Source organism: Synechococcus sp. MU1651 (genome assembly GCF_023630635.1).
In the GTDB taxonomy this organism is placed as follows: Bacteria; Cyanobacteriota; Cyanobacteriia; order PCC-6307; family Cyanobiaceae; genus Parasynechococcus.
The window spans coordinates 1-20,768 of the sequence record NZ_JAKUHJ010000023.1 but is presented as its reverse complement, the minus strand read 5'-3'; the positions used below and the strand labels follow the sequence as shown (position 1 = coordinate 20,768).

At 61.0% G+C, this 20,768-nt stretch carries 27 protein-coding genes and 1 tRNA gene; 9 read left to right on the top strand and 19 right to left on the bottom strand.

The window, feature by feature from the left end; genetic code table 11:
- Nucleotides 1–20: 20 nt before the first annotated feature.
- From NCN05_RS11465 to psbB, 10 genes are all read right to left on the bottom strand, one after another.
- Nucleotides 21–359 carry a ComF family protein gene (locus NCN05_RS11465; protein WP_250398171.1) on the bottom strand — a complete coding sequence of 113 codons (339 nt, stop codon included), beginning with the start codon at nt 357–359 and terminating at the stop codon, nt 21–23.
- Nucleotides 360–428: 69 nt separating this feature from the next.
- On the bottom strand, nt 429–665 hold the full coding sequence (locus NCN05_RS11460; RefSeq protein ID WP_250398170.1) for a hypothetical protein: 237 nt from the start codon (nt 663–665) through the stop codon (nt 429–431).
- Between the two features lie 54 nt (nt 666–719).
- Entirely contained in the window at nt 720–995 is a 276-nt protein-coding gene (locus NCN05_RS11455; protein WP_250398169.1) for a DUF2470 domain-containing protein, read from the bottom strand.
- 180 nt (nt 996–1,175) lie between these two features.
- Entirely contained in the window at nt 1,176–2,414 is a 1,239-nt protein-coding gene (locus NCN05_RS11450) for an FGGY-family carbohydrate kinase (RefSeq protein WP_250398168.1), read from the bottom strand.
- 4 nt (nt 2,415–2,418) lie between these two features.
- Entirely contained in the window at nt 2,419–3,654 is a 1,236-nt protein-coding gene (gene metK / locus NCN05_RS11445; protein WP_114987395.1) for a methionine adenosyltransferase, read from the bottom strand.
- A gap of 23 nt (nt 3,655–3,677) precedes the next feature.
- On the bottom strand, nt 3,678–4,451 hold the full coding sequence (locus NCN05_RS11440) for an HAD family hydrolase (protein ID WP_250398167.1): 774 nt from the start codon (nt 4,449–4,451) through the stop codon (nt 3,678–3,680).
- A gap of 5 nt (nt 4,452–4,456) precedes the next feature.
- Entirely contained in the window at nt 4,457–5,548 is a 1,092-nt protein-coding gene (locus tag NCN05_RS11435) for a 30S ribosomal protein S1 (protein WP_115010536.1), read from the bottom strand.
- Nucleotides 5,549–5,722: 174 nt separating this feature from the next.
- A complete protein-coding gene (gene nrdR / locus NCN05_RS11430; RefSeq protein ID WP_115010537.1) occupies nt 5,723–6,205 on the bottom strand; it encodes a transcriptional regulator NrdR in 483 nt (160 codons plus the stop codon).
- 213 nt (nt 6,206–6,418) lie between these two features.
- Nucleotides 6,419–6,514, bottom strand: a complete 96-nt coding sequence (locus NCN05_RS11425) for a photosystem II reaction center protein T (protein ID WP_011128841.1) — start codon at nt 6,512–6,514, stop codon at nt 6,419–6,421.
- 21 nt (nt 6,515–6,535) lie between these two features.
- Nucleotides 6,536–8,095, bottom strand: coding sequence for a photosystem II chlorophyll-binding protein CP47 (gene psbB, locus NCN05_RS11420; protein ID WP_114987403.1), 1,560 nt, complete (start codon nt 8,093–8,095; stop codon nt 6,536–6,538).
- Nucleotides 8,096–8,277: 182 nt separating this feature from the next.
- On the opposite strand from psbB, the gene NCN05_RS11415 reads away from it, so the two are divergent.
- Nucleotides 8,278–8,754, top strand: a complete 477-nt coding sequence (locus tag NCN05_RS11415; protein WP_250398166.1) for a 2Fe-2S iron-sulfur cluster-binding protein — start codon at nt 8,278–8,280, stop codon at nt 8,752–8,754.
- A 59-nt stretch (nt 8,755–8,813) separates the two neighbouring features.
- Complete coding sequence (gene psbM, locus NCN05_RS11410) at nt 8,814–8,918, top strand: photosystem II reaction center protein PsbM (protein ID WP_025362091.1); 105 nt, start codon at nt 8,814–8,816, stop codon at nt 8,916–8,918.
- 1 nt (nt 8,919) lies between these two features.
- Here the strand turns inward: psbM and NCN05_RS11405 are convergent, their stop codons facing one another.
- A complete protein-coding gene (locus tag NCN05_RS11405) occupies nt 8,920–9,768 on the bottom strand; it encodes a universal stress protein (RefSeq protein ID WP_114987407.1) in 849 nt (282 codons plus the stop codon).
- Nucleotides 9,769–9,850: 82 nt separating this feature from the next.
- On the opposite strand from NCN05_RS11405, the gene NCN05_RS11400 reads away from it, so the two are divergent.
- From NCN05_RS11400 to NCN05_RS11380, 5 genes are all read left to right on the top strand, one after another.
- A complete protein-coding gene (locus tag NCN05_RS11400) occupies nt 9,851–10,255 on the top strand; it encodes an acyl-CoA thioesterase (RefSeq protein ID WP_250398165.1) in 405 nt (134 codons plus the stop codon).
- 94 nt (nt 10,256–10,349) lie between these two features.
- Nucleotides 10,350–11,381, top strand: coding sequence for a DNA-processing protein DprA (locus NCN05_RS11395; RefSeq protein ID WP_350223293.1), 1,032 nt, complete (start codon nt 10,350–10,352; stop codon nt 11,379–11,381).
- Entirely contained in the window at nt 11,360–12,265 is a 906-nt protein-coding gene (gene prmC, locus NCN05_RS11390; protein ID WP_250398164.1) for a peptide chain release factor N(5)-glutamine methyltransferase, read from the top strand. Before NCN05_RS11395 ends, prmC begins: the two co-directional genes overlap by 22 nt.
- Before the next feature lie 13 nt (nt 12,266–12,278).
- On the top strand, nt 12,279–12,893 hold the full coding sequence (locus tag NCN05_RS11385) for an L-threonylcarbamoyladenylate synthase (protein ID WP_250398163.1): 615 nt from the start codon (nt 12,279–12,281) through the stop codon (nt 12,891–12,893).
- Nucleotides 12,890–13,063 carry a hypothetical protein gene (locus NCN05_RS11380; RefSeq protein ID WP_250398162.1) on the top strand — a complete coding sequence of 58 codons (174 nt, stop codon included), beginning with the start codon at nt 12,890–12,892 and terminating at the stop codon, nt 13,061–13,063. The genes NCN05_RS11385 and NCN05_RS11380 overlap by 4 nt, the downstream gene beginning before the upstream one ends.
- A gap of 9 nt (nt 13,064–13,072) precedes the next feature.
- On the opposite strand, the gene NCN05_RS11375 is transcribed toward NCN05_RS11380, so the two are convergent.
- The 7 genes from NCN05_RS11375 to ctpZ form a co-directional block, all read right to left on the bottom strand.
- Nucleotides 13,073–13,144 (bottom strand) — tRNA-Thr (locus NCN05_RS11375).
- Nucleotides 13,135–13,389: a response regulator transcription factor gene (locus tag NCN05_RS11370; RefSeq protein WP_284500687.1), complete on the bottom strand. Its 255-nt coding sequence runs from the start codon at nt 13,387–13,389 to the stop codon at nt 13,135–13,137. Before NCN05_RS11370 ends, NCN05_RS11375 begins: the two co-directional genes overlap by 10 nt.
- A complete protein-coding gene (gene minE / locus NCN05_RS11365; protein ID WP_006851856.1) occupies nt 13,386–13,694 on the bottom strand; it encodes a cell division topological specificity factor MinE in 309 nt (102 codons plus the stop codon). The genes NCN05_RS11370 and minE overlap by 4 nt, the downstream gene beginning before the upstream one ends.
- A gap of 4 nt (nt 13,695–13,698) precedes the next feature.
- Nucleotides 13,699–14,511, bottom strand: a complete 813-nt coding sequence (gene minD, locus NCN05_RS11360) for a septum site-determining protein MinD (protein WP_006849989.1) — start codon at nt 14,509–14,511, stop codon at nt 13,699–13,701.
- 56 nt (nt 14,512–14,567) lie between these two features.
- Nucleotides 14,568–15,206, bottom strand: coding sequence for a septum site-determining protein MinC (locus NCN05_RS11355; RefSeq protein ID WP_250398249.1), 639 nt, complete (start codon nt 15,204–15,206; stop codon nt 14,568–14,570).
- A gap of 7 nt (nt 15,207–15,213) precedes the next feature.
- The gene (locus tag NCN05_RS11350; protein ID WP_250398161.1) at nt 15,214–16,479 is read right to left on the bottom strand and encodes an HD domain-containing protein; all 1,266 of its coding nucleotides are present in this window, start codon (nt 16,477–16,479) and stop codon (nt 15,214–15,216) included.
- On the bottom strand, nt 16,476–17,753 hold the full coding sequence (ctpZ, locus tag NCN05_RS11345) for a carboxyl-terminal processing protease CtpZ (protein WP_250398160.1): 1,278 nt from the start codon (nt 17,751–17,753) through the stop codon (nt 16,476–16,478). Before ctpZ ends, NCN05_RS11350 begins: the two co-directional genes overlap by 4 nt.
- Before the next feature lie 67 nt (nt 17,754–17,820).
- On the opposite strand from ctpZ, the gene petB reads away from it, so the two are divergent.
- Nucleotides 17,821–18,477 carry a cytochrome b6 gene (petB, locus tag NCN05_RS11340; RefSeq protein WP_011363493.1) on the top strand — a complete coding sequence of 219 codons (657 nt, stop codon included), beginning with the start codon at nt 17,821–17,823 and terminating at the stop codon, nt 18,475–18,477.
- A 39-nt stretch (nt 18,478–18,516) separates the two neighbouring features.
- On the top strand, nt 18,517–18,999 hold the full coding sequence (gene petD / locus NCN05_RS11335) for a cytochrome b6-f complex subunit IV (protein WP_006851144.1): 483 nt from the start codon (nt 18,517–18,519) through the stop codon (nt 18,997–18,999).
- 76 nt (nt 19,000–19,075) lie between these two features.
- On the opposite strand, the gene NCN05_RS11330 is transcribed toward petD, so the two are convergent.
- On the bottom strand, nt 19,076–20,533 hold the full coding sequence (locus NCN05_RS11330; protein WP_250398159.1) for a glycoside hydrolase 100 family protein: 1,458 nt from the start codon (nt 20,531–20,533) through the stop codon (nt 19,076–19,078).
- Between the last annotated feature and the right edge of the window lie 235 nt (nt 20,534–20,768).

Genomic DNA, 20,768 nt, shown 5'->3' with positions numbered 1-20,768 from the left:
AGCGACATAGGAATCTTAAATCACCGCCTGCGCTCCCTTGCGGGGGTTCGTCCAAGGCAGATCAATCCAGCCACGCGGTGGCCAGCCTCTTGAAGGGCCTGACGAGCCGCCAACGCAGTGGACCCGGTCGTGAGGATGTCGTCCACAAGCCAGACCGAGCTGTGGGCTCTTTGTCTGTCCAAGGGGCAGGCCTGGAACGCCCCGATCAGGTTGGTTTGGCGTTGGCGTTTGTTCAGATGGTGTTGGCTCAACCCGGCATGGGTGCGGTGCAGCAGCTCTGCCGTCGGGCGGCCCAATCCCAGGGCGATGCGCTGCGGCAGGGGGTTGGATCGTTGCCGCTTCCAGCTTGGAATCGGCACCAGCACTGCTGTTGTAGGCAGGGTGAATCGGTCGGATAGCAACTGAACCAAGGCCGCAAGCGCTTTGCCTTAGCGCGGTTGACGCAGCTTCAGCAGCAGCTGGCGCAGCTGGCCTGCGTAAGCCCCGAGAGCGCACCACGGCAAGGGCAGCAAGCCCTTGAGTCCCTGACCAGGGAGAGCAAGGGCATCGAGGCAGGTGGTGCAGGGAGCCGTCGGCGGCAGTGGGCTGTCCCAAGGTCCATCGCAGATCGGGCAGCGGGGCTCGATCAGAAGGGTTTGGGCAAAGCTCAGGAGCGCGCGATGCACAGCAGGTCGGTCGCTGCAACGAGCGTTCCCCTGTTGGGCTGAATCCCTCCGAGATCAGGCGCTTTCTTTGGGCATCGCCCGCAGCATGGCCACCAAGGTGCGGTGGGCGTCTTCGCTGTCGGTGAGGGTGTGATCAAAGGCAATGCTGATGCTGGCGCCATCCACCTCCAGTTCCATGGTTTCTGCTTTTACAGACACCATGCGCGCTGCAGCGGGATTGCTGACGCCGCCGTAGTGCTTGGCGTAGGCGAGCACCGCTTCGGCATGGTCGTCGTTCATGTGTTTGCAGATCCGTGTGCTGACGGCATCAGTGAGGGGGTCTGCAGGCATTGGGATCAAACAGGTGAGTGCAATCTTTGCAGTGATCGGCTCAAGCGAAGCGCTCGATCAACAAAAGGCCGAGGCGAATGCCGCTGAAGCCCACGTACCCGGCCAGAACGACGAAAAGGCCGATGGCCAGACCATCGCGGAGCTTGGTGGGCATGGGGGTGGGGCGTGATGCCGGAATTCTCACCCGACCAGGGCCTGTTGGGCCAGTCGCGCCACCCCTGCAGCAGGGGGAGTTTGGCAACTCGTTACGGCGCAGCCGAGGCGGCGTTCCCGCAGCCGTCGCCATTGGGGATTGCGCGCTCCACCGCCGATGCTGATGATCCGCCTGGGTGCAGCAGCACCCAGCTCGTTCAGGCGCTGCCAACCCTGCGCTTCGATCTCGGCGAGACCTTCCAGCAGTCCATGCAGATACAGGGCATCGCTCACCGGCCGTGGTTCAAGCACCGGCAGCATCTCTGGATCATCCATAGGGAAACGTTCCCCCGGGGCGGGAAGCGGCCGCAGGCGGAGTCCGCTGTCGGTGTTCGGGTTGATCTGGCGGCTCAGTTCGCTGAGTTGGTCGTCGCTGTAAAAACGCCGCAGCACACCGGCCCCTGCATTGGAGGCGCCTCCACAGAGCCAGCGTCCCCCCACGCGATGGCTGGTGACGCCCGGGGCGTGCAGGGGCGTCTCGGTGAAGCACTTCATCACCAGGGTGGTCCCCAGCACGGTGATCCCATCTCCGGGACCGGGATCGGCGGCGAGAACGGCGGCATTGGAATCCGTTGTGCCGGCAACGACGATCAGATCGTTCTCCAGGCCCAAGGCCTTCGCCTGCTCCGGTGCGATCGTCCCGAGAATGCTGCCGCTGGGACGGATTTCAGGCAGTGCCTGCCGCCAGGACTGTTCGGCAAAACGGGCTGGCCAGCTGTTCGTGATCAGATCCCAACCCAGACGCAGGTTGTTGCCTTCTTCTCCCCAGCGCCAATCGTTCAGCAGCCATCCGCTGATCCAGTCGGCCTGATGCCGCAGCAGGATCGCCTCGCCATGGCAGTTGAGGAGCCGCAAGGCCCGGGCCAGGCTGCCGCTGCAGCTGGCGGCTGGACTACCGGGATCCACCAAAGGCTGCAGGGCTGACTGCAGCTCAGGGCAGCTCTGGGAATAGGCCAGTGCTTCCCCCAGTGGGGAACCATCGTGATCACAGGCCAGCAGCGTGCCGGAGGTGCCATCCACGGCGAGTGCTTGCAGCTGGGATCGCAGCTGGGCTGGGATTGCCCGGATCAGATCCCCACAGCCTTTGCGCCAGCTGTGGGGGTTGGCGAAGTCTCCGCCATAGGCCTGGGATCGGCTGTCGAGAACCGCGCCGTTAGCGGCAACAACGGCTGTGCGGATTCCGCTGGTGCCCAGGTCGATTCCGAGCACCAGCGGTGAATCCGTCATGGCTTCAGGCCGCGGCGACCTGCTTCAGCTCCTGGCTTTTCGCTGTCACGTCTTCCCAGGGCGCGTTGAGGTCGTTGCGCCCGAAATGGCCGTAAGCCGCAGTGTCCTGATAGAAACGGCCGCCCCGTTGCTGGGGAAGGTTGCGCAAACCGAAGGTCTCGATGATGGCGCCGGGGCGCAGATCGAAGTGTTCCTGCACCAAGGCGGTGAGGGCATCGTTGGCCAGTGCGCTGGTGCCGAAGGATTCCACCAGGATCGACACGGGCTTGGCCACGCCGATGGCGTAGCTCAACTGCACTTCGGCCCGTTCGGCGAGCCCTGCGGCCACAAGGCACTTGGCCACGTAGCGCGCGGCGTAGGCGGCCGAACGGTCCACTTTGGTGGGGTCCTTGCCGGAGAAAGCACCACCGCCGTGGCGGGCATAGCCGCCGTAGGTGTCCACGATGATCTTGCGGCCGGTGAGACCGGCATCGCCTTGAGGGCCGCCCACCACGAACTTGCCGGTGGGGTTCACCAGATACTTGGTGGCCTCACGGGAGGGCTTGAGGGCCAGATCGGCGGTCGCCGGCTCCACCACATGGGTCCAGAGGTCTTCGGTGATGCGCTCGCGGATGCCCTGCTCATCACTGATCCCGTCCACTTCAGCGGTGTGCTGGGTGGAGATCAGGATCGTGTCGATCGAGACGGGCTTGTCGTTTTCGTAGACGACGCTCACCTGGGTTTTGCCATCGGGAAGCAGGTAACCCAGGGTTCCGTTGTGGCGCACTTCGGCCAGGCGGCGCGACAGCCTGTGGGCCAGACTGATCGGCAACGGCATCAGCTCGGGCGTCTCGTTGCAGGCGTAGCCGAACATGATTCCCTGGTCGCCGGCACCCACCAGATCCAGGGGATCACCGGCGTGGTCGTCGGCCTCGTTCACGCCCTGGGCGATGTCGGGGGACTGTTGGTCGAGGGCCACCAGCACCGCACAGCTGTTGGCATCGAAGCCACCGGCCCGGGCGCCGCTGTAACCGATCTCCTTGATCACGTTGCGCACCAGGTGGATGAAATCCACCTGCGCCTTGGAGGTCACCTCACCGGTGATCATGCAGAGGCCGGTGTTCACAACGGTCTCGCAGGCCACACGGCTGGCGGGATCCTGCGCCAGCAGAGCATCCAGAACGGCGTCGCTCACCTGGTCGCAGATCTTGTCGGGATGCCCTTCGGTGACGGACTCGGACGTAAAGACGTAACGGCTCATTCGGCGCTCCAGATCGCGCGACTTTACGCACCTGTGCTGAGGACGAGGTCGGTCCAGCTGTGGAGCAGATGCTGTGCTGATGGCAGTTCCGGAGCACGCTTCCAGCCACCGGTGAAGCCAATCACGCCGCCGATACCGGCCTCGAGGGCCATCTGGAGGTCGGTCTCCGCATCGCCAACCAAGGCACACCGTTGGGGTGGCAGTCCAAGCCTGTTGCAGAGCTCCAGAACGGCCTGTGGATCGGGTTTGCGCGGATGGTCATCAGCACTCCAGATTCCGGCAATGCCTGCGCCGAGCTGATGGTGACCCAGGAACTCTTCAATGCCGGAATGGGTGTCGTTGCTGATCACAGCTGCGGTGACGCCCTGCTGGTGCAGGTTCCGCAGCAGTTGCCCAGCCCCGTTGATCAACGGGCTTGGGGTGGTGTCGATCAGGCCCTCCTGGTCAACCGCGTCGAAGCAGGTGTGGGCCAGGGAGAGAGCCTGGGGCCATGAGCAGCCCATCAGGCAGAACACCGTTGCAGTCGAGGCGATGTTGTCCTGCCTGGAGGCAACCGCCAGGGTTCCGCCGGGATCGAGCATTCCTTGATCAACACCAAACGCTCTGCGCAGGGTGTGGCTCAGCTCAGAGGGGTTCAGCGCAGGGGCTTGTTCCTGAGCAACCTTGACGGCTTTGTTGATGCGTGCGTCTGCTAAGGCCAGCAGATGCGGCTCGCTATGGGAAAGGGTGCCGTCCTTATCGAACAGCACCCCTTGGAAATTGCCGATGGGATGTCCCTTCAGCAGCAGTTGGGCCATCAGGCTCAGATCATCATGGAGCTGATCGGATCTTCGCCCTCTTCGGCCTGCTCCATCAGCATCTGCTTGTAGCGAGCAGCCATTTCCTCGGCCTTCTCGAACACCTTCTGGGGGTCGGTCAGCATGTCGCCGGGTTCGGGCTCGAGAGCCTTCGTGGACAACGAAATCCGGCCGCGCTCGGCATCCAGATCGATGATCATCACTTTCATCTGATCATTCACGTTCAGCACCGAGTGGGGGGTCTCGATGTGCTCGTGGCTGATCTCGGAAATGTGCAGCAGACCGCTGACACCACCGATGTCGATGAAGGCGCCGTAGGGCTTGATGCCGCGGACGGTACCCACCACAACTTCGCCCACTTCCAGGCGATTCATCTTCCGCTCCACCAGGGCGCGGCGGTGGCTGAGCACCAGGCGGTTGCGCTCTTCGTCCACCTCGAGGAACTTCAGAGGCAGGAAGTCGGCAACCAGTTCTTCCTTCGGCTTGCGGGTGCTGATGTGGGATCCGGGGATGAAGCCCCGCAGACCTTCCACGCGCACCAAGGCACCACCACGGTTGGTGGCAAACACTTCGGAGTAGATGGTGGCGTCTTCCTTCTGGAGCTGGCGGACCCGCTCCCATGCCCGCTGGTATTCGATCCGACGGATCGACAGCGCCAGCTGACCATCTTCGTTCTCCTCACTCATGATGAAGAACTCACGGATCTCACCGGGCTGGAGCACGTCGCTCAGACCCTCGACCCGGTTGATCGACACCTCTTGCAGAGGCATGAAGGCAGCCGTCTTGGCGCCGATGTCGATCATGGCGCCCTTCGATTCCAGGGCGAAGACCGTGCCGTTGACGATGTCGCCAGGCTTGAAGTTGTAGTCGTACTTGCTGAGGAGAGCCGCGAACTCATCCAGGGTGAATCCGGCGTCGTCCAGGCTGCGGCTGGCGGCGCGGCTGGTTGGATCATCCGCAGTGGGGACGTCTTCAGGAATGCTCAGATCCTCACCCTCAAACGCCTGTTCGGCGGCGGCGGTTTCTGCAGAGGCTTCTGTGGCGTTCGCGTCCTGAACCTGATCCTGGATCTGATCTTCTGTCGGAGTCGCAGACATGGGGGGCTGGCGGTCTACCTCAGGTGGGTAGTTCGAAAAAAATCGCATGGAACGCCCGCCGACGTTTCACGGAGAACTACTGACTTTACAGATACGACCGACAGCTCTTCTTGCGCAGCGATGGCATGCACGGGTTCAACGAACCGATTCAGTGCACTGGTTCAGCGAAACGATTCAACGAACAGTGGCCAGATGGTTCTGTTCCTGATCGGCGTTCAGTGTTTCCAGGGTCGAGACGAAGTCGTCGATGCCTCGGAACTGGCGGTAAACGGATGCGAACCGGATGTAGGCCACTTCGCTGATCTGTTTGAGATCCCTCAGCACGAATTCACCGATCTCGGTGCTGCTCACTTCCTTGCCGGTGCGTTGCTGGAGTTTCAGTTCGAGTTCTTCCACGAGGGATTCAAGCCGAGAGGTGTCCAAGCCCGTTTTCTCGCAAGCTCGATTCAAGCCGTGCAGCAACTTGCTGCGACTGAAGATTTCACGGTTGCCGTTGCGTTTGATTACCGTGATCGGAACGGTCTCCACCCGTTCGTAGGTGGTGAAGCGAAATTCACAGTTGAGGCATTCACGCCGTCGTCTCACGCTGCGTCCACCATCCGCTGCCCTGGATTCGAGAACGCGACTATCTGTGTTTTGGCAGGAGGGGCACTGCATCCCCGAGGGCATCAATTAGTTGCACCAACTGTAGACACTGATTTGAGACTTGAGAAGGGCCTTGTGGACATCAGTCTCATTTGAGGATTGCGTCGACGGCTGTTGCTGACGTGAGACTGCTGTGATCCGCTCGCGCGGACGAGACCGGCTTGCGACGATGGGCGATGGAAAGCATGAAAAAACCCCGCCTCGGCGGGGTTTTGGGAGATCAAATCACTTACCGATTTTCGGCGGATCGCGGAAGGCGATTGCGAAGAAGAGGGTGGCAATCGCAAGGGTAAGGATGAGGACGTAAGCGAAGCTTTCCATCGTGTTGTTCCTAGAGGGCGATCAGTTGAGGGGAGTTCCAGCGGGGGGAACGTAGCCCTCGGGCAGGCGACGGGTGGTTTTGTCACCGAGCTTGGCGAAGAGGCCAAACTCCACCTGATCTCCGAGGTCGGGATCAATACCAGCGAACACGTCGCGGTACAGGGTGCGGGCACCGTGCCAGATGTGGCCGAAGAAGAACAGCAGCGCGAAGGTGGCATGGCCAAAGGTGAACCAGCCGCGTGGCGAGCTACGGAACGTACCGTCAGAGTTGTAAGTCTCACGGTCGAAGTCGAAGGCTTCACCCAGCTGAGCCTTACGGGCAAGGCGCTTCACGTCGGCAGGGTCAGTGAAGGTCTGGCCGTCGAGTGCTCCACCGAACACCTTGGCGGTCACGCCCTGTTGTTCGAAGGAGAACTTGGCTTCCGCACGACGATAAGGAATGTCGGCACGGACGATGCCCTGTTCATCTTCCAGAACGACAGGGAAGTTTTCGAAGAAGTTCGGCAGACGACGGACTTCGAGGTTGCGACCTTCTTTATCGCTGAATGCGATGTGACCAACCCAAGCGGTTGCCAGACCATCACCGTTCACCATCGGGCCCACGCGGAACAGACCGCCCTTGGCAGGGCTGTTGCCGACGTAGTCGTAGAAGGCGAGCTTCTCAGGGATGGCCTCGAAGGCTTCTTCCTGAGTAGCGCCATCGTCCATCGCGGTTTGTACGCGACGGTTGATCTCAGTCTTGAAGTAGCTCTGATCCCACTGGTAACGGGTGGGGCCAAACAGCTCGACGGGAGTCGCAGCAGAGCCATACCACATGGTTCCAGCCACAATGAAAGCGGCGAAGAACACGGCTGCGATGGCGCTGGCCAGAACGGTTTCGATGTTGCCCATCCGAAGCGCTTTGTAGAGACGCTCGGGCGGACGCGTGGTGATGTGGAAGATGCCGGCAATGATGCCGACGATGCCAGCAGCAATGTGGTGGGCAACGATTCCACCGGGATTGAAGGGGTTGAAACCTTCAGGTCCCCAAGACGGTTGAACCGCCTCTAGATGACCTGTTAGTGCATAAGGGTCAGAGATCCACATGCCTGGCCCGAATACGCCAGTGAGGTGGAAAGCACCGAAGCCGAAGCAGCCGAGTCCAGCGAGAAGCAGGTGGATGCCGAAGATTTTCGGCAGGTCAAGAGCAGGCTCGCCGGTGCGGGGGTCCTGCCAGATCTCAAGATCCCAGTAGGTCCAGTGCCAGATGGCGGCCAGCATCATCAGGCCGGAGAAAACGATGTGAGCGGCAGCGACGCCCTCGAAACTCCAGAAGCCGGGATCAACACCCGTTTCACCGGTGATGCTCCATCCACCCCAGCTGCCGGTCACGCCCAGGCGGGACATGAAAGGCATCACGAACATGCCCTGACGCCACATCGGGTTCAGGACAGGATCAGACGGATCGAAAATGGCCAGCTCATAGAGAGCCATGGAGCCGGCCCAGCCGGCTACGAGGGCTGTATGCATGAGGTGCACAGCCAGAAGGCGGCCCGGGTCATTAATGACAACGGTGTGCACCCGATACCAGGGCAATCCCATGGGTCAGGTTCGGGGGACAAGACTGCTTATGCAGTCAGACATGGGCGATCGTAAGGGCTTCAGTCCATAGGGCGGGGGAAAAGTGACCTGCCCGCAACGGTCAGTGACATGAAAGTCAGGACCCTGCTGTTCACAAAACGCAATGCTTCAGCCCATGATGGGTGTTGGTTGCTTGTGAGCTCATGCCCGTTATCCGGTTTGTTCGCGAAGGGCGTGATGTGGAGTGTTACCCCGGTGAGAATCTGCGTGAGGTGGCCCGTCGCGAGGGGATCGAGCTCTACGGCCTGAAGGGGCAGCTGGGCAATTGCGGAGGGTGTGGTCAGTGCATCACCTGCTTCGTTTCCGTGGTCGACGAAGACAACGCCGATGCGCTGACGGCACGCACTGCCGTCGAAGACAGCAAGTTGCGCCGTCGACCCCAGGAGTGGCGTCTGGCATGCCAGGCCCTGGTGGAGAAGTCCGTCATGGTTCTCACCCGGCCTCAGGTGAGGCTCGCCAATGCCGATTCGAGATTGGCTGCGGCCAGGCAGGCCCCGCTGCCGGCGGGTCCCACGGCATGGCCAGTGCCTCCGGCCAGTGAGCTCGATGAGGAAGACCAGGATGGGGGCGATGGCGACGGCCGAGATGCCAAGGCTGCTACCGCCGGTGACGAGGCCTAGGGCAGACGCTCCTCAGGCCTCTTGTCGGTGATACCTTCGCCTGGATCCCTCCAACGGCCATGGAAACCAACGATCTCGGATTCGTCGCCAGCCTCCTGTTCATCCTGGTTCCGGCGATCTTCCTGATCGTGCTCTACATCGGCACGCAGAACAACGAGGCCTGATTCAGCCTTGTTCAGGCTCACGCACCAGCAGCACAGGGGCTGGTGCGTGCACTCGGATGTAGTCGCTGACTGATCCGCCCAGAAGCTTGTCCAAATCCACCAGTCCTCTGGCGACAAGAGGACGTCGGTCCTGAGAGGCGATGACCACCAGGTCGGCGTTGCATTCCGATGCAGCCAGGCAAACACTGCGACCGATGTCCTTCCCTTCGGTGTGGATGGCTTTCATGTCGACGCCGAAACCCCTGGCCCGCTGAACAGCGGCGTCAAGAACCTCGTCTGCTTTTGTGCGGCCTCCCCGGGAGGGTGCTGACTCCTGGCGTACGACATGAACGCCGGTGAGCGTTCCGCCAGGGATTTCACGCACCAGTTCGCAGGCCGTGCGCAAGGCGTCGTCCCCAACGCCTGTTCCGTCGATCGTCACCATCACGCGGTTGACATGCTTGACGTAGAGGTCATCCCGCACCAGCAGCATCGGCCGCGTGGACAGTTGAAAGACGTATTGGCTGGTGCTGTTGGCCAGGATCGATTGAAGCCGTCCCAGGCCGCGGGATCCCATCACGATCAGGTCAGCCTGAACTTCATCGGCAACCTTGAGCACGGTCTGTTTGGTGTCGCCCTCGCGAATCAAGGTGCTCACGCTTGACGGGCTCAGGCCCATGCGCGTTATTGCGCTGTTCAAGAGGTTTTCTGCTTCGTCGCGATGGCCGTCGGATTGCGACTTGCTTTGCTCCGACACCACATGCAGCAAATTGATTTTTGCGGCCTTCAGGCTGGGAATGTCCTGGAGCATCCGGATCATTTCCTCGACGTGACCCTTGCCCGAGTCGGCAATCAGAAGGTTCCTGAACACAGGGAGATGTAGCAGCCTCTGCGGAAGCCTATGGGTGGTTGCCTCCGTGGAGAGAAGCTGATGTCACAGCGTTACGCGGATCATGTTCACCCTGACCAAGCGTGTGCTTCCGCAGCACACCGATTACGCCGGTGTGATGTGGCATGGGGCCTATGTGCAGTGGCTTGAGGAGGCCAGGGTTGAGGCCCTCCAGGCTGCGGGCCTTGGCTATGCCGCCATGACCGCGATGGGTGTCGATATGCCGGTGGTGTCCCTTCACCTGGATTACCGCCAGCCGCTCCGGCACGGCGACGAAGTGTGTGTTGAAAGCCGATGCCCTGGTCAGCAGGGGGTGCGCTGGCCATGGATCTCACGCTTTGTCTGCGGAGACGCGGTGGTTGCGGAGGCGTCGGTGAATCTGGTGATGGTGCGTGAGAGGCGCGTGCTCAGGCGCGTGCCGGCGCAGCTGCAGGAGCTGATGGATCAGCTGGTGCGCCAATCGCTCTGAATCGAACCCTGAGTCACCGCTGCCGTGCTAGTGCGCATGTACTTGCTCGGGACTGGTGCGGGGGTGGTGGTGGCTCTGGACCTGTTGCCCTGGCTTGGGCAACGCCCGCATGGCTGATCTGCGCAGGCTTTGCCGCGACCAAGCCATCGGCCCTGATCAGCTTTGGGGTTGGCCGATCGAACGCTTGGGCCAGGCGCTGGCTTGGCCGGCGCACTGTTTGCGCGACGTTGAGCGTTACAGGTTCGAGCACGGGGCTGCTCCGAAGCTTGACGTGCCTGCTTGTGCCCTTTTGCCGGGTGATCCTGATTGGCCTCGTTGCTTGGATGATCTGCACTCACCCCCTTCAGGGCTCTACGTCGAAGGGGATCGATCGCTGCTCCGGCACATCCATGCCCGCACGGCCATCGCGGTGGTGGGCACGCGTTCCGTCTCGGACCATGGTCTTGCCATGGCTGAAGAACTGGGCCGTGGTCTGGCTGAGGCGGGTTGGCCCGTCCTTAGTGGTCTTGCGGAAGGAATTGATGCTGCAGCCCATCGCGGCTGTTTGGCCAGAAACGGTGCACCCATCGCGGTGTTGGGGACACCCTTGGACCGTGTCTATCCAGCCCACCACCGATCGTTGCAACAGCAGGTCGGCAGGCAAGGGCTGTTGATCAGTCCGAGTCGGTCCGGCTGCCGTGTGCGCCCAGGGCACTTCGCGGCGCGGAACCGTTGGTTGGTGGCCTTTGCCCAGGCGCTCGTGGTGGTGGAGTGTCCGCAACGCAGCGGAGCACTGATTTCGGCCCGCTGGGCGAGCCGGTTGCAGTGCCCCGTGTGGGTGGTTCCGGGGGATGCCCGCCGTTGGTCCTGTCGGGGCAGCAATGCCCTGCTTCGCGATGGTGCAACTGCCTTGATTCACCCTGAGGATCTGCTCGCTTCCATTGGCGAGGGCCCATTGAAGTCAGAGGAGTCACGCGGCAAGCATCAGCGGTTGATGGAGGCCATTGGCTCAGGGGCGACCTTTGATCAGCTGGTGCTTCGTTTGCAGTGCACCCCTGCTGAGCTGGCCCCCCAGCTTTTGGCCCTTGAATGTCGGCGCGAACTGTTGTGTGAATCTGGATTGCATTGGCGCAAGCCTCGGCTTTGAGAGACTGCACAACCGTTGCCGGCACTGATGTGTTGCAGTGGCGGCGCCAACAACTCGCCCTGGGTGGCACCGCGGCTGATCTGGATTGGTTGCTTGATCTGGCCGCTGGTCTTCGTTGGGCCAGCCTGCAACGGCTGTTGCTGGACCCCACGCGCACCGTCGCCCTGGAGCAGTCCCTTGAGGTGCTCTCTGAGCTGTGGGAGCGTCACCTTCATGGAAATGTTCCCCTCCAGCACCTGGTTGGGCTCTGCCCTTGGCGGGATGTGCTGCTTGAGTCGTCGCCTGCCGCCTTGATTCCCCGTCAGGAAACGGAACTGCTGGTGGATCTGGCCATGAGCCAGTTCAAAGCCACCCCTCCCGCTCGTTGGGCTGACCTCGGCACTGGTTCAGGAGCCATCGCTGTGGCTCTGGCCCGTGCCTGGCCCACGGCACCAGGGCATGGCGTTGACCTCAGTTCCGATGCCTTGCAGTTGGCAGAACGCAATCTTGAGCGTTGCGCCCCGCATCACAACTGTTCGCTGCACCTCGGGTCGTGGTGGTCTCCCCTCAAGAGCTGGTGGGGAAGCCTGGATTTGGTGGTCAGCAATCCTCCATACATCCCCAGTGCTGTAGTTGACGGTCTTGAGGCTGTGGTGCGTGACCACGAACCTCACTTGGCGTTGCTTGGGGGAGCAGATGGCTTGGATGCGATCCGCACCGTGGTGGATGGCGCCCTAATGGGGCTGTCGCCCGGAGGTTGGCTTCTGCTCGAACACCACCACGACCAGAGCGCTCAGGTGACGCAGCTGCTGCGGGATGCCGGCTTGGTGGAGGTCAGAGCGGCCGCTGATCTTGAGGGGACCCTTCGCTTTGCGCTTGCTTGCAAACCTGCCGCATCAAGCTGATGCAACGCCTGCGATGAAGGAAGGATTCATGCCTGCTCCGGTTCTGGCCGCTTCCGACCTGACGCTGCGGCTTCGTGCCGGTGAAGCTGCCATCATTCCCACCGACACCCTGCCGGGGCTCGCGGTGATCCCCGCTCAAGCGCAGACCCTCTGGCATTTGAAACGGCGCCCAGCCGACAAGCCCCTGATCTTGATGGGAGCAACGGTTGAGGACTTGCTCCAGGAGGTCGCGGTTTCATGCCATAGGGAGGTTGAAGCGATGGCTCAGCGTCATTGGCCTGGAGCACTCACCCTGGTTCTGCCTGCTCGAGAGGGCGGTGTTGGCTGTCATCTCAACCCTGGCGGCACAACGCTGGGCTGCCGCATCCCTGCCTGTGAGCAGGCCCGAGCCTTGCTCCAGATCAGTGGCCCCTTGGCCACCACCAGTGCCAATCGCTCCGGAGAACAGGCCAGCACGACCGCGGCGGAGGCGGCGCGTTATTTCCCTGATGTCGCTCAGCTGGGGCCTCAGCCGTGGTCTCAACACTCCGGTCAGGCCAGCACGGTGTTGGTCTGGGTTGAGGACGGCCGCTGGCGCATGGTGCGTCGGGGTGCTGTGATTCCAGCAGGGGTTGAGGTGCTCGAGTGATCTCGCTTGTTGGGCTCTGCCTGCTGGTGATGGCCTTGCTTCATTGGGTTCTGGAACCCCTCGAAGCGGTCTTCACCTGGACGCTTCAACTGAATCTTCTCCCCTGGTTGTTGGGGGTGTTCTTCATCTGGCTGCTGGCGGGCGAATCAGACCGCAGTACGTTGCCCTGATCCAGATCAAGCCGGCTAACGGATTTGAACCGATGGCCTTCGCTTTACAAAAGCGCTGCTCTACCGCTGAGCTAAGCCGGCATGGGCTGCATCGTACCGGCTGCCAGGCAATTCAAGGCTGGGTCTTGATCGCTGATCAGCCAAAGCACCAGCTCAAGTCGATTGCAACATCCGCTTTTCCGGAGTGCCCTGCTGATGTGGCACTCAACGGTGCGATGACTGATCACCAACCGCTGGGCGATGGCTCGGTTGTTGAGGCCTTCCAGCAACAACAGCACCACCCGCTGTTCAGCGGGGGTGAGGAGGTTCGGGATTCGAGGTTTCAAGCTTGAGCAGGTTGCTGCTCAGAGGGTTCCACCTTTGCGGGTTGGGCGATCGGGCGACGGATCGGCAGGTTGGCCACCAGGGCGGTGACGCGGTCTTCCGTCTCGAGGCTTACATCACCTTCAGCGAGGTCGATCTCCACGTAGCGGGCCACCACTTCGAGGATCTCGCGCCGCATTTGTTCGAGCAGCTCCGGATTGAGGTCACTGCGGTCGTGGGCCAGCACCAACTGCAGCCGCTCTTTGGCTGTTTCTGCACTGGCAGGCTGACGGCGCAGGAGTTTGTCGATGAATTCCTTGAGTGTCATCGCCTCAGAAAATCCGGGTTTGCATCAGCTTGCGCATCCTGGCGCGGAGGCCGCGGCGGGCCTGAGAGGGGTCCATCAGAGGAATGTCTTCACCCTGAAGCCGTTGAGCGATGTTGCCGTAGGCCTGGGCCGCTGGGGACGAGGAATCACTCAGGGTCAAGGGTTCACCGCGGTTGGTGCTCACGATCACCTGTTCGTCTTCAAAGACAAGCCCCAGAAGAGGTAACGCCAGGATGTCGGTGACATCATCCACCGAAAGCATTTCCTGGTTCGACATCATCTTCGGCCGCACCCTGTTGAGCACGAGCTGCACAGGCTGCACGCCCTGGGTGTTCAGAAGCCCGATCACCCGATCAGCGTCACGCACGGCGGCCACTTCCGGGGTGGTGATCACCACTGCTTCTCGGGCTGCGGCCGCGGCATTTTTGAATCCGTCTTCGATGCCTGCCGGGCAGTCGATCAACACGTAATCGAACTGGCGTTCCAGCAGAGCAACGATGGCCTGCATGTCCTTGGGCTTGAGCCACTCGAGCATCCGAGGGTTGCCCGCAGGGAGCAGGGCCAGATTGGGCTCCTGCTTGTGCTTCACCAGGGCTTGCTCCAGCCGGCAGGTCTCGGCCAGCACCTCCTGAGCGGTGTAGACGATGCGGTTCTCCAGGCCCAGGAGCAGGTCGAGGTTCCTCAGACCGAAGTCCGCGTCCAGAACCACGGTCTTGGCGCCTTGGCGAGCAAGGGCGATCCCAAGGTTTGCTGTGGTCGTTGTTTTTCCGACACCGCCTTTGCCAGAACAGATGAGGATGGTTCGGGTCGTCGACACCAGGGTTCTGCTTTGGTGCGGCCAGAATAATCTGGCTTTTCGGCCTGACAACGACGTCAGCGTTTTTGAAAGCTCTGGATGACGGCCGGTTCAATGGCGATCACGCCATCCTTGAGCTCGGCCTGTTCGGCCAAACCCGCCTGGGGCAGATCCTCGGGGCCTCGAGCGACAACGTCAGCAATCCTCAGTTGCAGAGGCCGCAGCTGCAGGGCAACGATTTTCGCGGTTGTTGACCCCTCAAATCCGGCATGGGCCACGCCCCGCAGGCGACCCCACACCAAAACATCAGCGGCTGAACTGATCCGCGCACCGGGATTCACATCGCCATAGAGAAGGATGGTGCGCTCGCTTTGGAGATGGTCACCGGAGCGCAGGGTTCCGTGGTGAAACAAAAGCTCGGAAGGGGCTTTCGCCACAGGATTGGGCTGGAGTTCACGGCTGGACGGCGTGTTGGACCGGCTTGCGTCCAGTCCCAAGGCTGAAGCACTCACAACGGTCTCGGCTGCCTGGCCGGTGATGCGTCCGAGTTGATGGCCTGCCTCGCTCACGGCTGCGCACAAATCAGCGAGGTCGCTGCAGGTCAGGACCCAGTCCCCGCAATCGAGATCAACAATCGGCTGGGAACACCTGCTCAGCAGATCCGGCAAACGATCCCTCCAGTGATCAAGGCGCTGGTCGGGAAGCCTCAAGGTCATGGCTGCTTCACGCTGCTGCTGCTCGGGGCCATTCAACGTCCATCTCCTGCCTGAGTTCGTTGCTGATGTCGCGGGGGTGAATCAACCAGGAGGTTGCCGCCGGGGTCGCCAGACTTGCGACCAGGGGAGAGGCTTTCTCCAGGGCTTGGAGTTGTTGCCCGTCCCAGAGGCGCAAGCCGCCTCGATAGGGGTGGTACCCGCGCAGCTGTTGATGACGCAATCCGCAGCAGAGTTCAGGGTCGTGGCCATGACGATCGGCTAGACGCCTTGCTGTTGCGAGCAATTGCAGTTGATCCGCCGGGGAAAGATGTTCAACGGCCGTTGCTTTGAGCAGGCGTCGATCCAGGAAACGCCCACTCAGTTCAGCCAGGGCTGCTGGCGCTTCGGCTTGCCAGCGCTGGAGGTGGTAGCCGGTGCGTTGGTCATCGTTGGCGAGGAAGTCCTCCAAGGGGATCTGGTCTGGTTGCCAGAGCCAGTTGGCCATCACATCATCAGCCCACACCTGCTCAGGCCCCAGTTGTCGTGCCGTCAGGATCAGTTTTTCCAGCAGCCAGTTGCACACCACATTCAACCGGTGGTTGTAGACGCTCCTGTACATGAGGTTTCTCACTACCAGGTAGTGCTCCACAGCCATCAGACCCTTGGGATGAATGGCCATGTCCCCGTCAGGGGCCAGGGTCAGTGCTCCCAGGATGCGGTCGAGATCCAGTTGCCCGTAGCGAGTTCCGGTGCTGTAGCTGTCGCGCAGGAGGTAATCCAGTCGGTCGCAATCCAGCTGACTGCTGACCAGGTGTTTGATCAGGGGGTGAGGGCTATGTCCATGCTCCAGCAGGTTCGCCACCGCCTCAGCCGTGCCGGATGCATGGCTTTCAAGACAGTCATGGATCTCTGGGTGATGCCGGATTACCCGCGCTGACCACGCTTCATGGCGTAGGCCAAACATCTCTTCGCCGGTGTGGCTGAGGGGGCCATGGCCAATGTCATGGAGCAAAGCAGCTCCGTAGAGCAGCCCCCGGTACGTCTCCAACTCGGGTGCCAACGGCAGCATCCGCTCAAATGCACGGCGTGCCAGATGAAAGACCCCCAGCGAGTGGGTGAATCGACTGGATTCAGCGCTGTGAAAGGTGAGGTAGGCCGGACCCAGCTGGCGGATGCGCCGCAGGCGCTGGAACGGCGCCGTGTCCACCAGGTCCATCACCATTCCCTCGGCTGGGGCTTGGCGGTCAAGACCAATGCCGCGATGCAGAGGGTCGTGATAAGTCCGCTGGCTCATGCCTCGGTCTCTTCAGCGGGTTGTTCCAGCAGGGCCTCCATCCATTGCTCAGCTTCCGAGAGCCAGCGATCACCGTCACCGCCGGGGTTCAGGGGTTCTGGATCTGACAACCCACGATCGGGAGCGATGCCTTCCCCTTGGATGTCCCGTCCACTCGGTGTTACGTAGCCAGCAACGGTCACGGCGAGGCCGCTGCCATCACTGAGGTTGGTCAGCGTTTGAATCAGCCCTTTGCCGAACGTCTGTCCTCCGAGAAGCGTGGCGCGTTCGTTGTCCTGGAGGGCGCCAGCCAGGATTTCACTCGCACTGGCCGTCCCTCCGTTCACAAGGGTGACCATCGGTCCGTCGTACACCGTCTGAAGACTGGCCTGGATGGTGTCATTGATGCCCTCGCGGTTGCGGGTTTCAACGATGGCGCCACCGGAAAGGAAGTCGTCGGCGACCGCCAATCCCGCGCTCACCAATCCTCCTGAATTGTTACGGAGGTCGAGTACCAATCCTTCGATCTCCTTGTTCTGCAGTTCTTTGAGGGCTTCTTTCACCTGTTCGGGGACCCCTTCGCTGAATTGGGTGATCCGCAGATAGCCAAGGGTGTGACTGCCGCTGCGCAAGCGCCTTGTGCGCACCGGCCTGAGGTCCACGCTGCGGCGTTCCAGGGTCAGCTCGCTTGTTTCTCCGCTGCCGTTGTCCAGTGTCAGCACCACCTGCGAACCCACGTCTCCACGCAGCGCTGCCACGGTTCCCTCCAGACCCAGATCCACCACGTCCTTGCCGTCAACAGACAGCAATTGCGTGCCACTGGTGATCTGCGCCTCGCCGGCAGGTGAACCCTCGAGGGCAGAAATCACCACAACACCTTTGCTGCTTTCATCCGGCCCGAGTTGCAAGCCCACACCGCTGAGGCTGCCGTTGGTGCTGTTCTTCAGCGCCGTGTAGTCCTCTGGACGAAGCAGCCGCGTGTAGGGGTCGCCCAGCTGAGCCAGCATCGATTCGATGGCTGCATAGGCATCGTTGCTGCTCTCGATGCTGCGTTCCATGGCCTTCTGTCGTTGACGCTTCCAACGCACCGCATCAAGTTGCTCTGGATTCCAAAAGCCCTGGTTCACAAGCCGCCAGCTGTCCACCACGAGCTGTTGTGTGTCGCTAAGTGCAACGGCTGTGCAAGCGCTGCCCAGCACCAAAAAGCAGCAAAGAGACGCTGCGATCAGTTGCCTCAGCGCCTGAAAACCTCTGCGCCGCAGCCAGTCTGAAAGATCGTTAACAGTTGGATACATCGCGGTGGGTTCGCCTCAGTGGCAGAAGCGTGCTCAGTAGACTTTCGCAACTCGAGCCCGCTTGTGCATGGCGAACTCATCACCGGTTTACGACTGGTTCCAGGAACGTCTGGAAATCCAGGACATTGCTGACGACATTGGTTCCAAGTACGTGCCCCCCCACGTCAACATCTTTTATTGCTTGGGGGGCATCACGTTGGTGTGCTTCCTGATCCAGTTCGCGACCGGGTTCGCGATGACCTTCTATTACAAGCCCACCGTTGCTGAGGCTTACAAGTCGGTCGAATACCTGATGACCGACGTCAGCTTCGGTTGGCTGATCCGCTCTGTGCACCGCTGGAGCGCATCAATGATGGTGTTGATGCTCATCCTGCACGTGTTCCGCGTGTACCTCACCGGCGGCTTCAAGCGTCCCCGTGAGCTCACTTGGGTCACCGGCGTGACCATGGCAGTCATCACCGTGTCCTTCGGTGTGACCGGTTACTCCCTCCCCTGGGACCAGGTTGGTTACTGGGCTGTGAAGATCGTCTCCGGCGTCCCCGCTGCCATCCCTGTTGTAGGCGATTTCATGGTGGAACTGCTTCGCGGTGGCGAAAGCGTTGGCCAGGCCACGCTCACCCGCTTCTACAGCCTTCACACCTTCGTAATGCCCTGGCTGCTGGCGGTGTTCATGCTCATGCACTTTCTGATGATCCGGAAGCAGGGCATTTCTGGTCCCTTGTGATCTGCGTTCCTACTGTTCCCTCAACACCTGGACTAAACGATGCACATTCTCAAGAAGCCTGATCTCTCTGATCCCAAGATGCGGGCCAAGCTCGCCAAGGGCATGGGTCACAACTATTACGGCGAGCCTGCCTGGCCTAACGATCTCCTCTACATCTTCCCGGTGGTGATCCTCGGCACCATTGCCTGTGTGGTTGGTCTGGCTGTCCTGGATCCAGCCATGCTCGCTGACAAGGCTGATCCCTTCGCCACCCCTCTGGAAATTCTTCCTGAGTGGTACCTCTACCCCGTGTTCCAGATTCTGCGGGTTGTTCCCAACAAGCTTCTGGGTATTGCTCTGCAAACCCTGGTTCCCCTGGGTCTGATGCTTGTTCCTTTCATCGAGAGCTTCAACAAGTTCCAGAACCCTTTCCGTCGTCCCGTGGCGATGACTGTCTTCCTGACCGGAACCCTTGTCACCATCTACCTCGGTATTGGTGCAGCACTTCCGATCGACAAGTCCCTCACCCTCGGACTGTTCTGATCCGTTCTTCGAGCTCAGCTTCATGGACCCCGGCTCATCAAGCCGGGGTTTTTTGTGCCATAGCTGGGGTGGTTCGTCAGTGACCCATCGATTCGTCGAGGTTGAGCATCAGCACGTCGTCTGGGTTGATGTGGAGAAAGTGGTGCATCAGCAGAAAACCAACGATGGTCCAGGTCTGATAGGTGCGTGATTGCTGTCCAACCCAGGTTCCTGTTGGGCCATCGAAATATTCAGCCCACTGCTGACGGGGCAGTTGGTTGAGATGGCTCCAGTAGCACTCGTCCAACAGAGTTTTCATTTGCCCCATCAGCAACACGTCGGCCTGTGGATTCAGCCGTTCGTGCAGAAGGATGGACGCACCAAAAAACCAGAGCAGGCTCGGCCAGTGGCCACCGTTGTGATAACTCCAGGGCCAGTTCTTGGGGTCGGAGCCCGTTTTGTTCTCCCATTCCACGCCCTCCATGGGGGGATGACAGATGCGCATCGGCATCTGGGCCATGAGGTGATCACGGTTGTGCAGCACCAGTCGGAACAGGGCCCGTTGCTGTGGCGCGGTCAGCAACCCGAACAGCGATGCCAGGGAATTTCCTAAGGAGTAGAAGCGGAAATCCGGTCGTCCGGTCCGCATGTTGCCGATCATGTAACCGCCACGGTTCTCGAGCCAGTCCTGCAACCAGTCGGGGATGACCTGGGGTTGAACGTTGAATTCGTTGTGGTGCTGGTTTTCGCCGTACTGCTCCGTGGGGCGTCGCCGAAGCACTTGCATCGTTTTGCTGGTCACCCAGTAGTGCTTCAGCAGGAACTGCCGCAAGTCATGGGTCCATTGCCGGCTCAGCCGCAATCGTTCCCCCAGAAGAACGCTGTTCTCGTGGCGTTGGCAGAGTTCCATCAGCCCAACGCAGCTGCGCAGCGCTGCGAAGAGCAGCACCTCCACTTCCAGTGGAGCGCCCCACACGTCCATGGGGCGATCAATCATGAACGCGCAGTCGGGAACGAACAGCACCGGTGTGCCTTCGAAGCTGGGGTGAAGAACCAGATCGAGCAGCAGTTGTAAACCGCGTTGCACTTCTGGACTGCGACCGAAGTCGATGTCCCCACTGCGTTTGACGTAGATCCAGCAGAGAATCGGCCACCAGAGGCTTGCATCCACTGAGGTGATGCGACCGATCGAGCGCTGGCCATAGTCGGCAACCAGTTCTCCTTCTTCCTCCACAAAGCTGGTGGGGAAGACACCGCGGGTTTGAACGTTGGTGCTTTGGAGCTGAAGGCTGACGCTCAAAAACTGCTTCACGATGGCGAAGCGGCCTTCCAGCATCAGGTAGATCATCACGGGAACGTTGTCCCGCAGGAAGATCTCGCCGTAGTTGAGGGCGTCGTCAGCGCGGCGATGTTCCATCGCGGCAACGCTGCCGGCGAGTTCCCCCTGGACGCCAATCAGCGTGGCTTCGAAGTGTTCCCGTGCTTTTTGCAGCACCTGCTCTTCGTTTGAGTTGGGGCGGAAACGCTGGCTTTGTTCGGTGAAACGCGTTGGCATCGCGGTGACCTCCAACTGAAACGTAGTTCTGGCAATGGGTTTCGCCAGTGGAAGCAACCCTTCAGATCTTCAAGGGGGCTTGCCCATTGCGACCTCGGGGTCTGTGGTGTTATGTTTTTGTCTTGCGCGGGAGCCGAGAGGCGAGCGCGCAAGCCGAAGCGCTTGAGGCGAAAGTCTTGATGTGTCTGAGGCGGCTTACGAGACCAAGAGGGAGCGATCCCACGGTGTTGTAAGT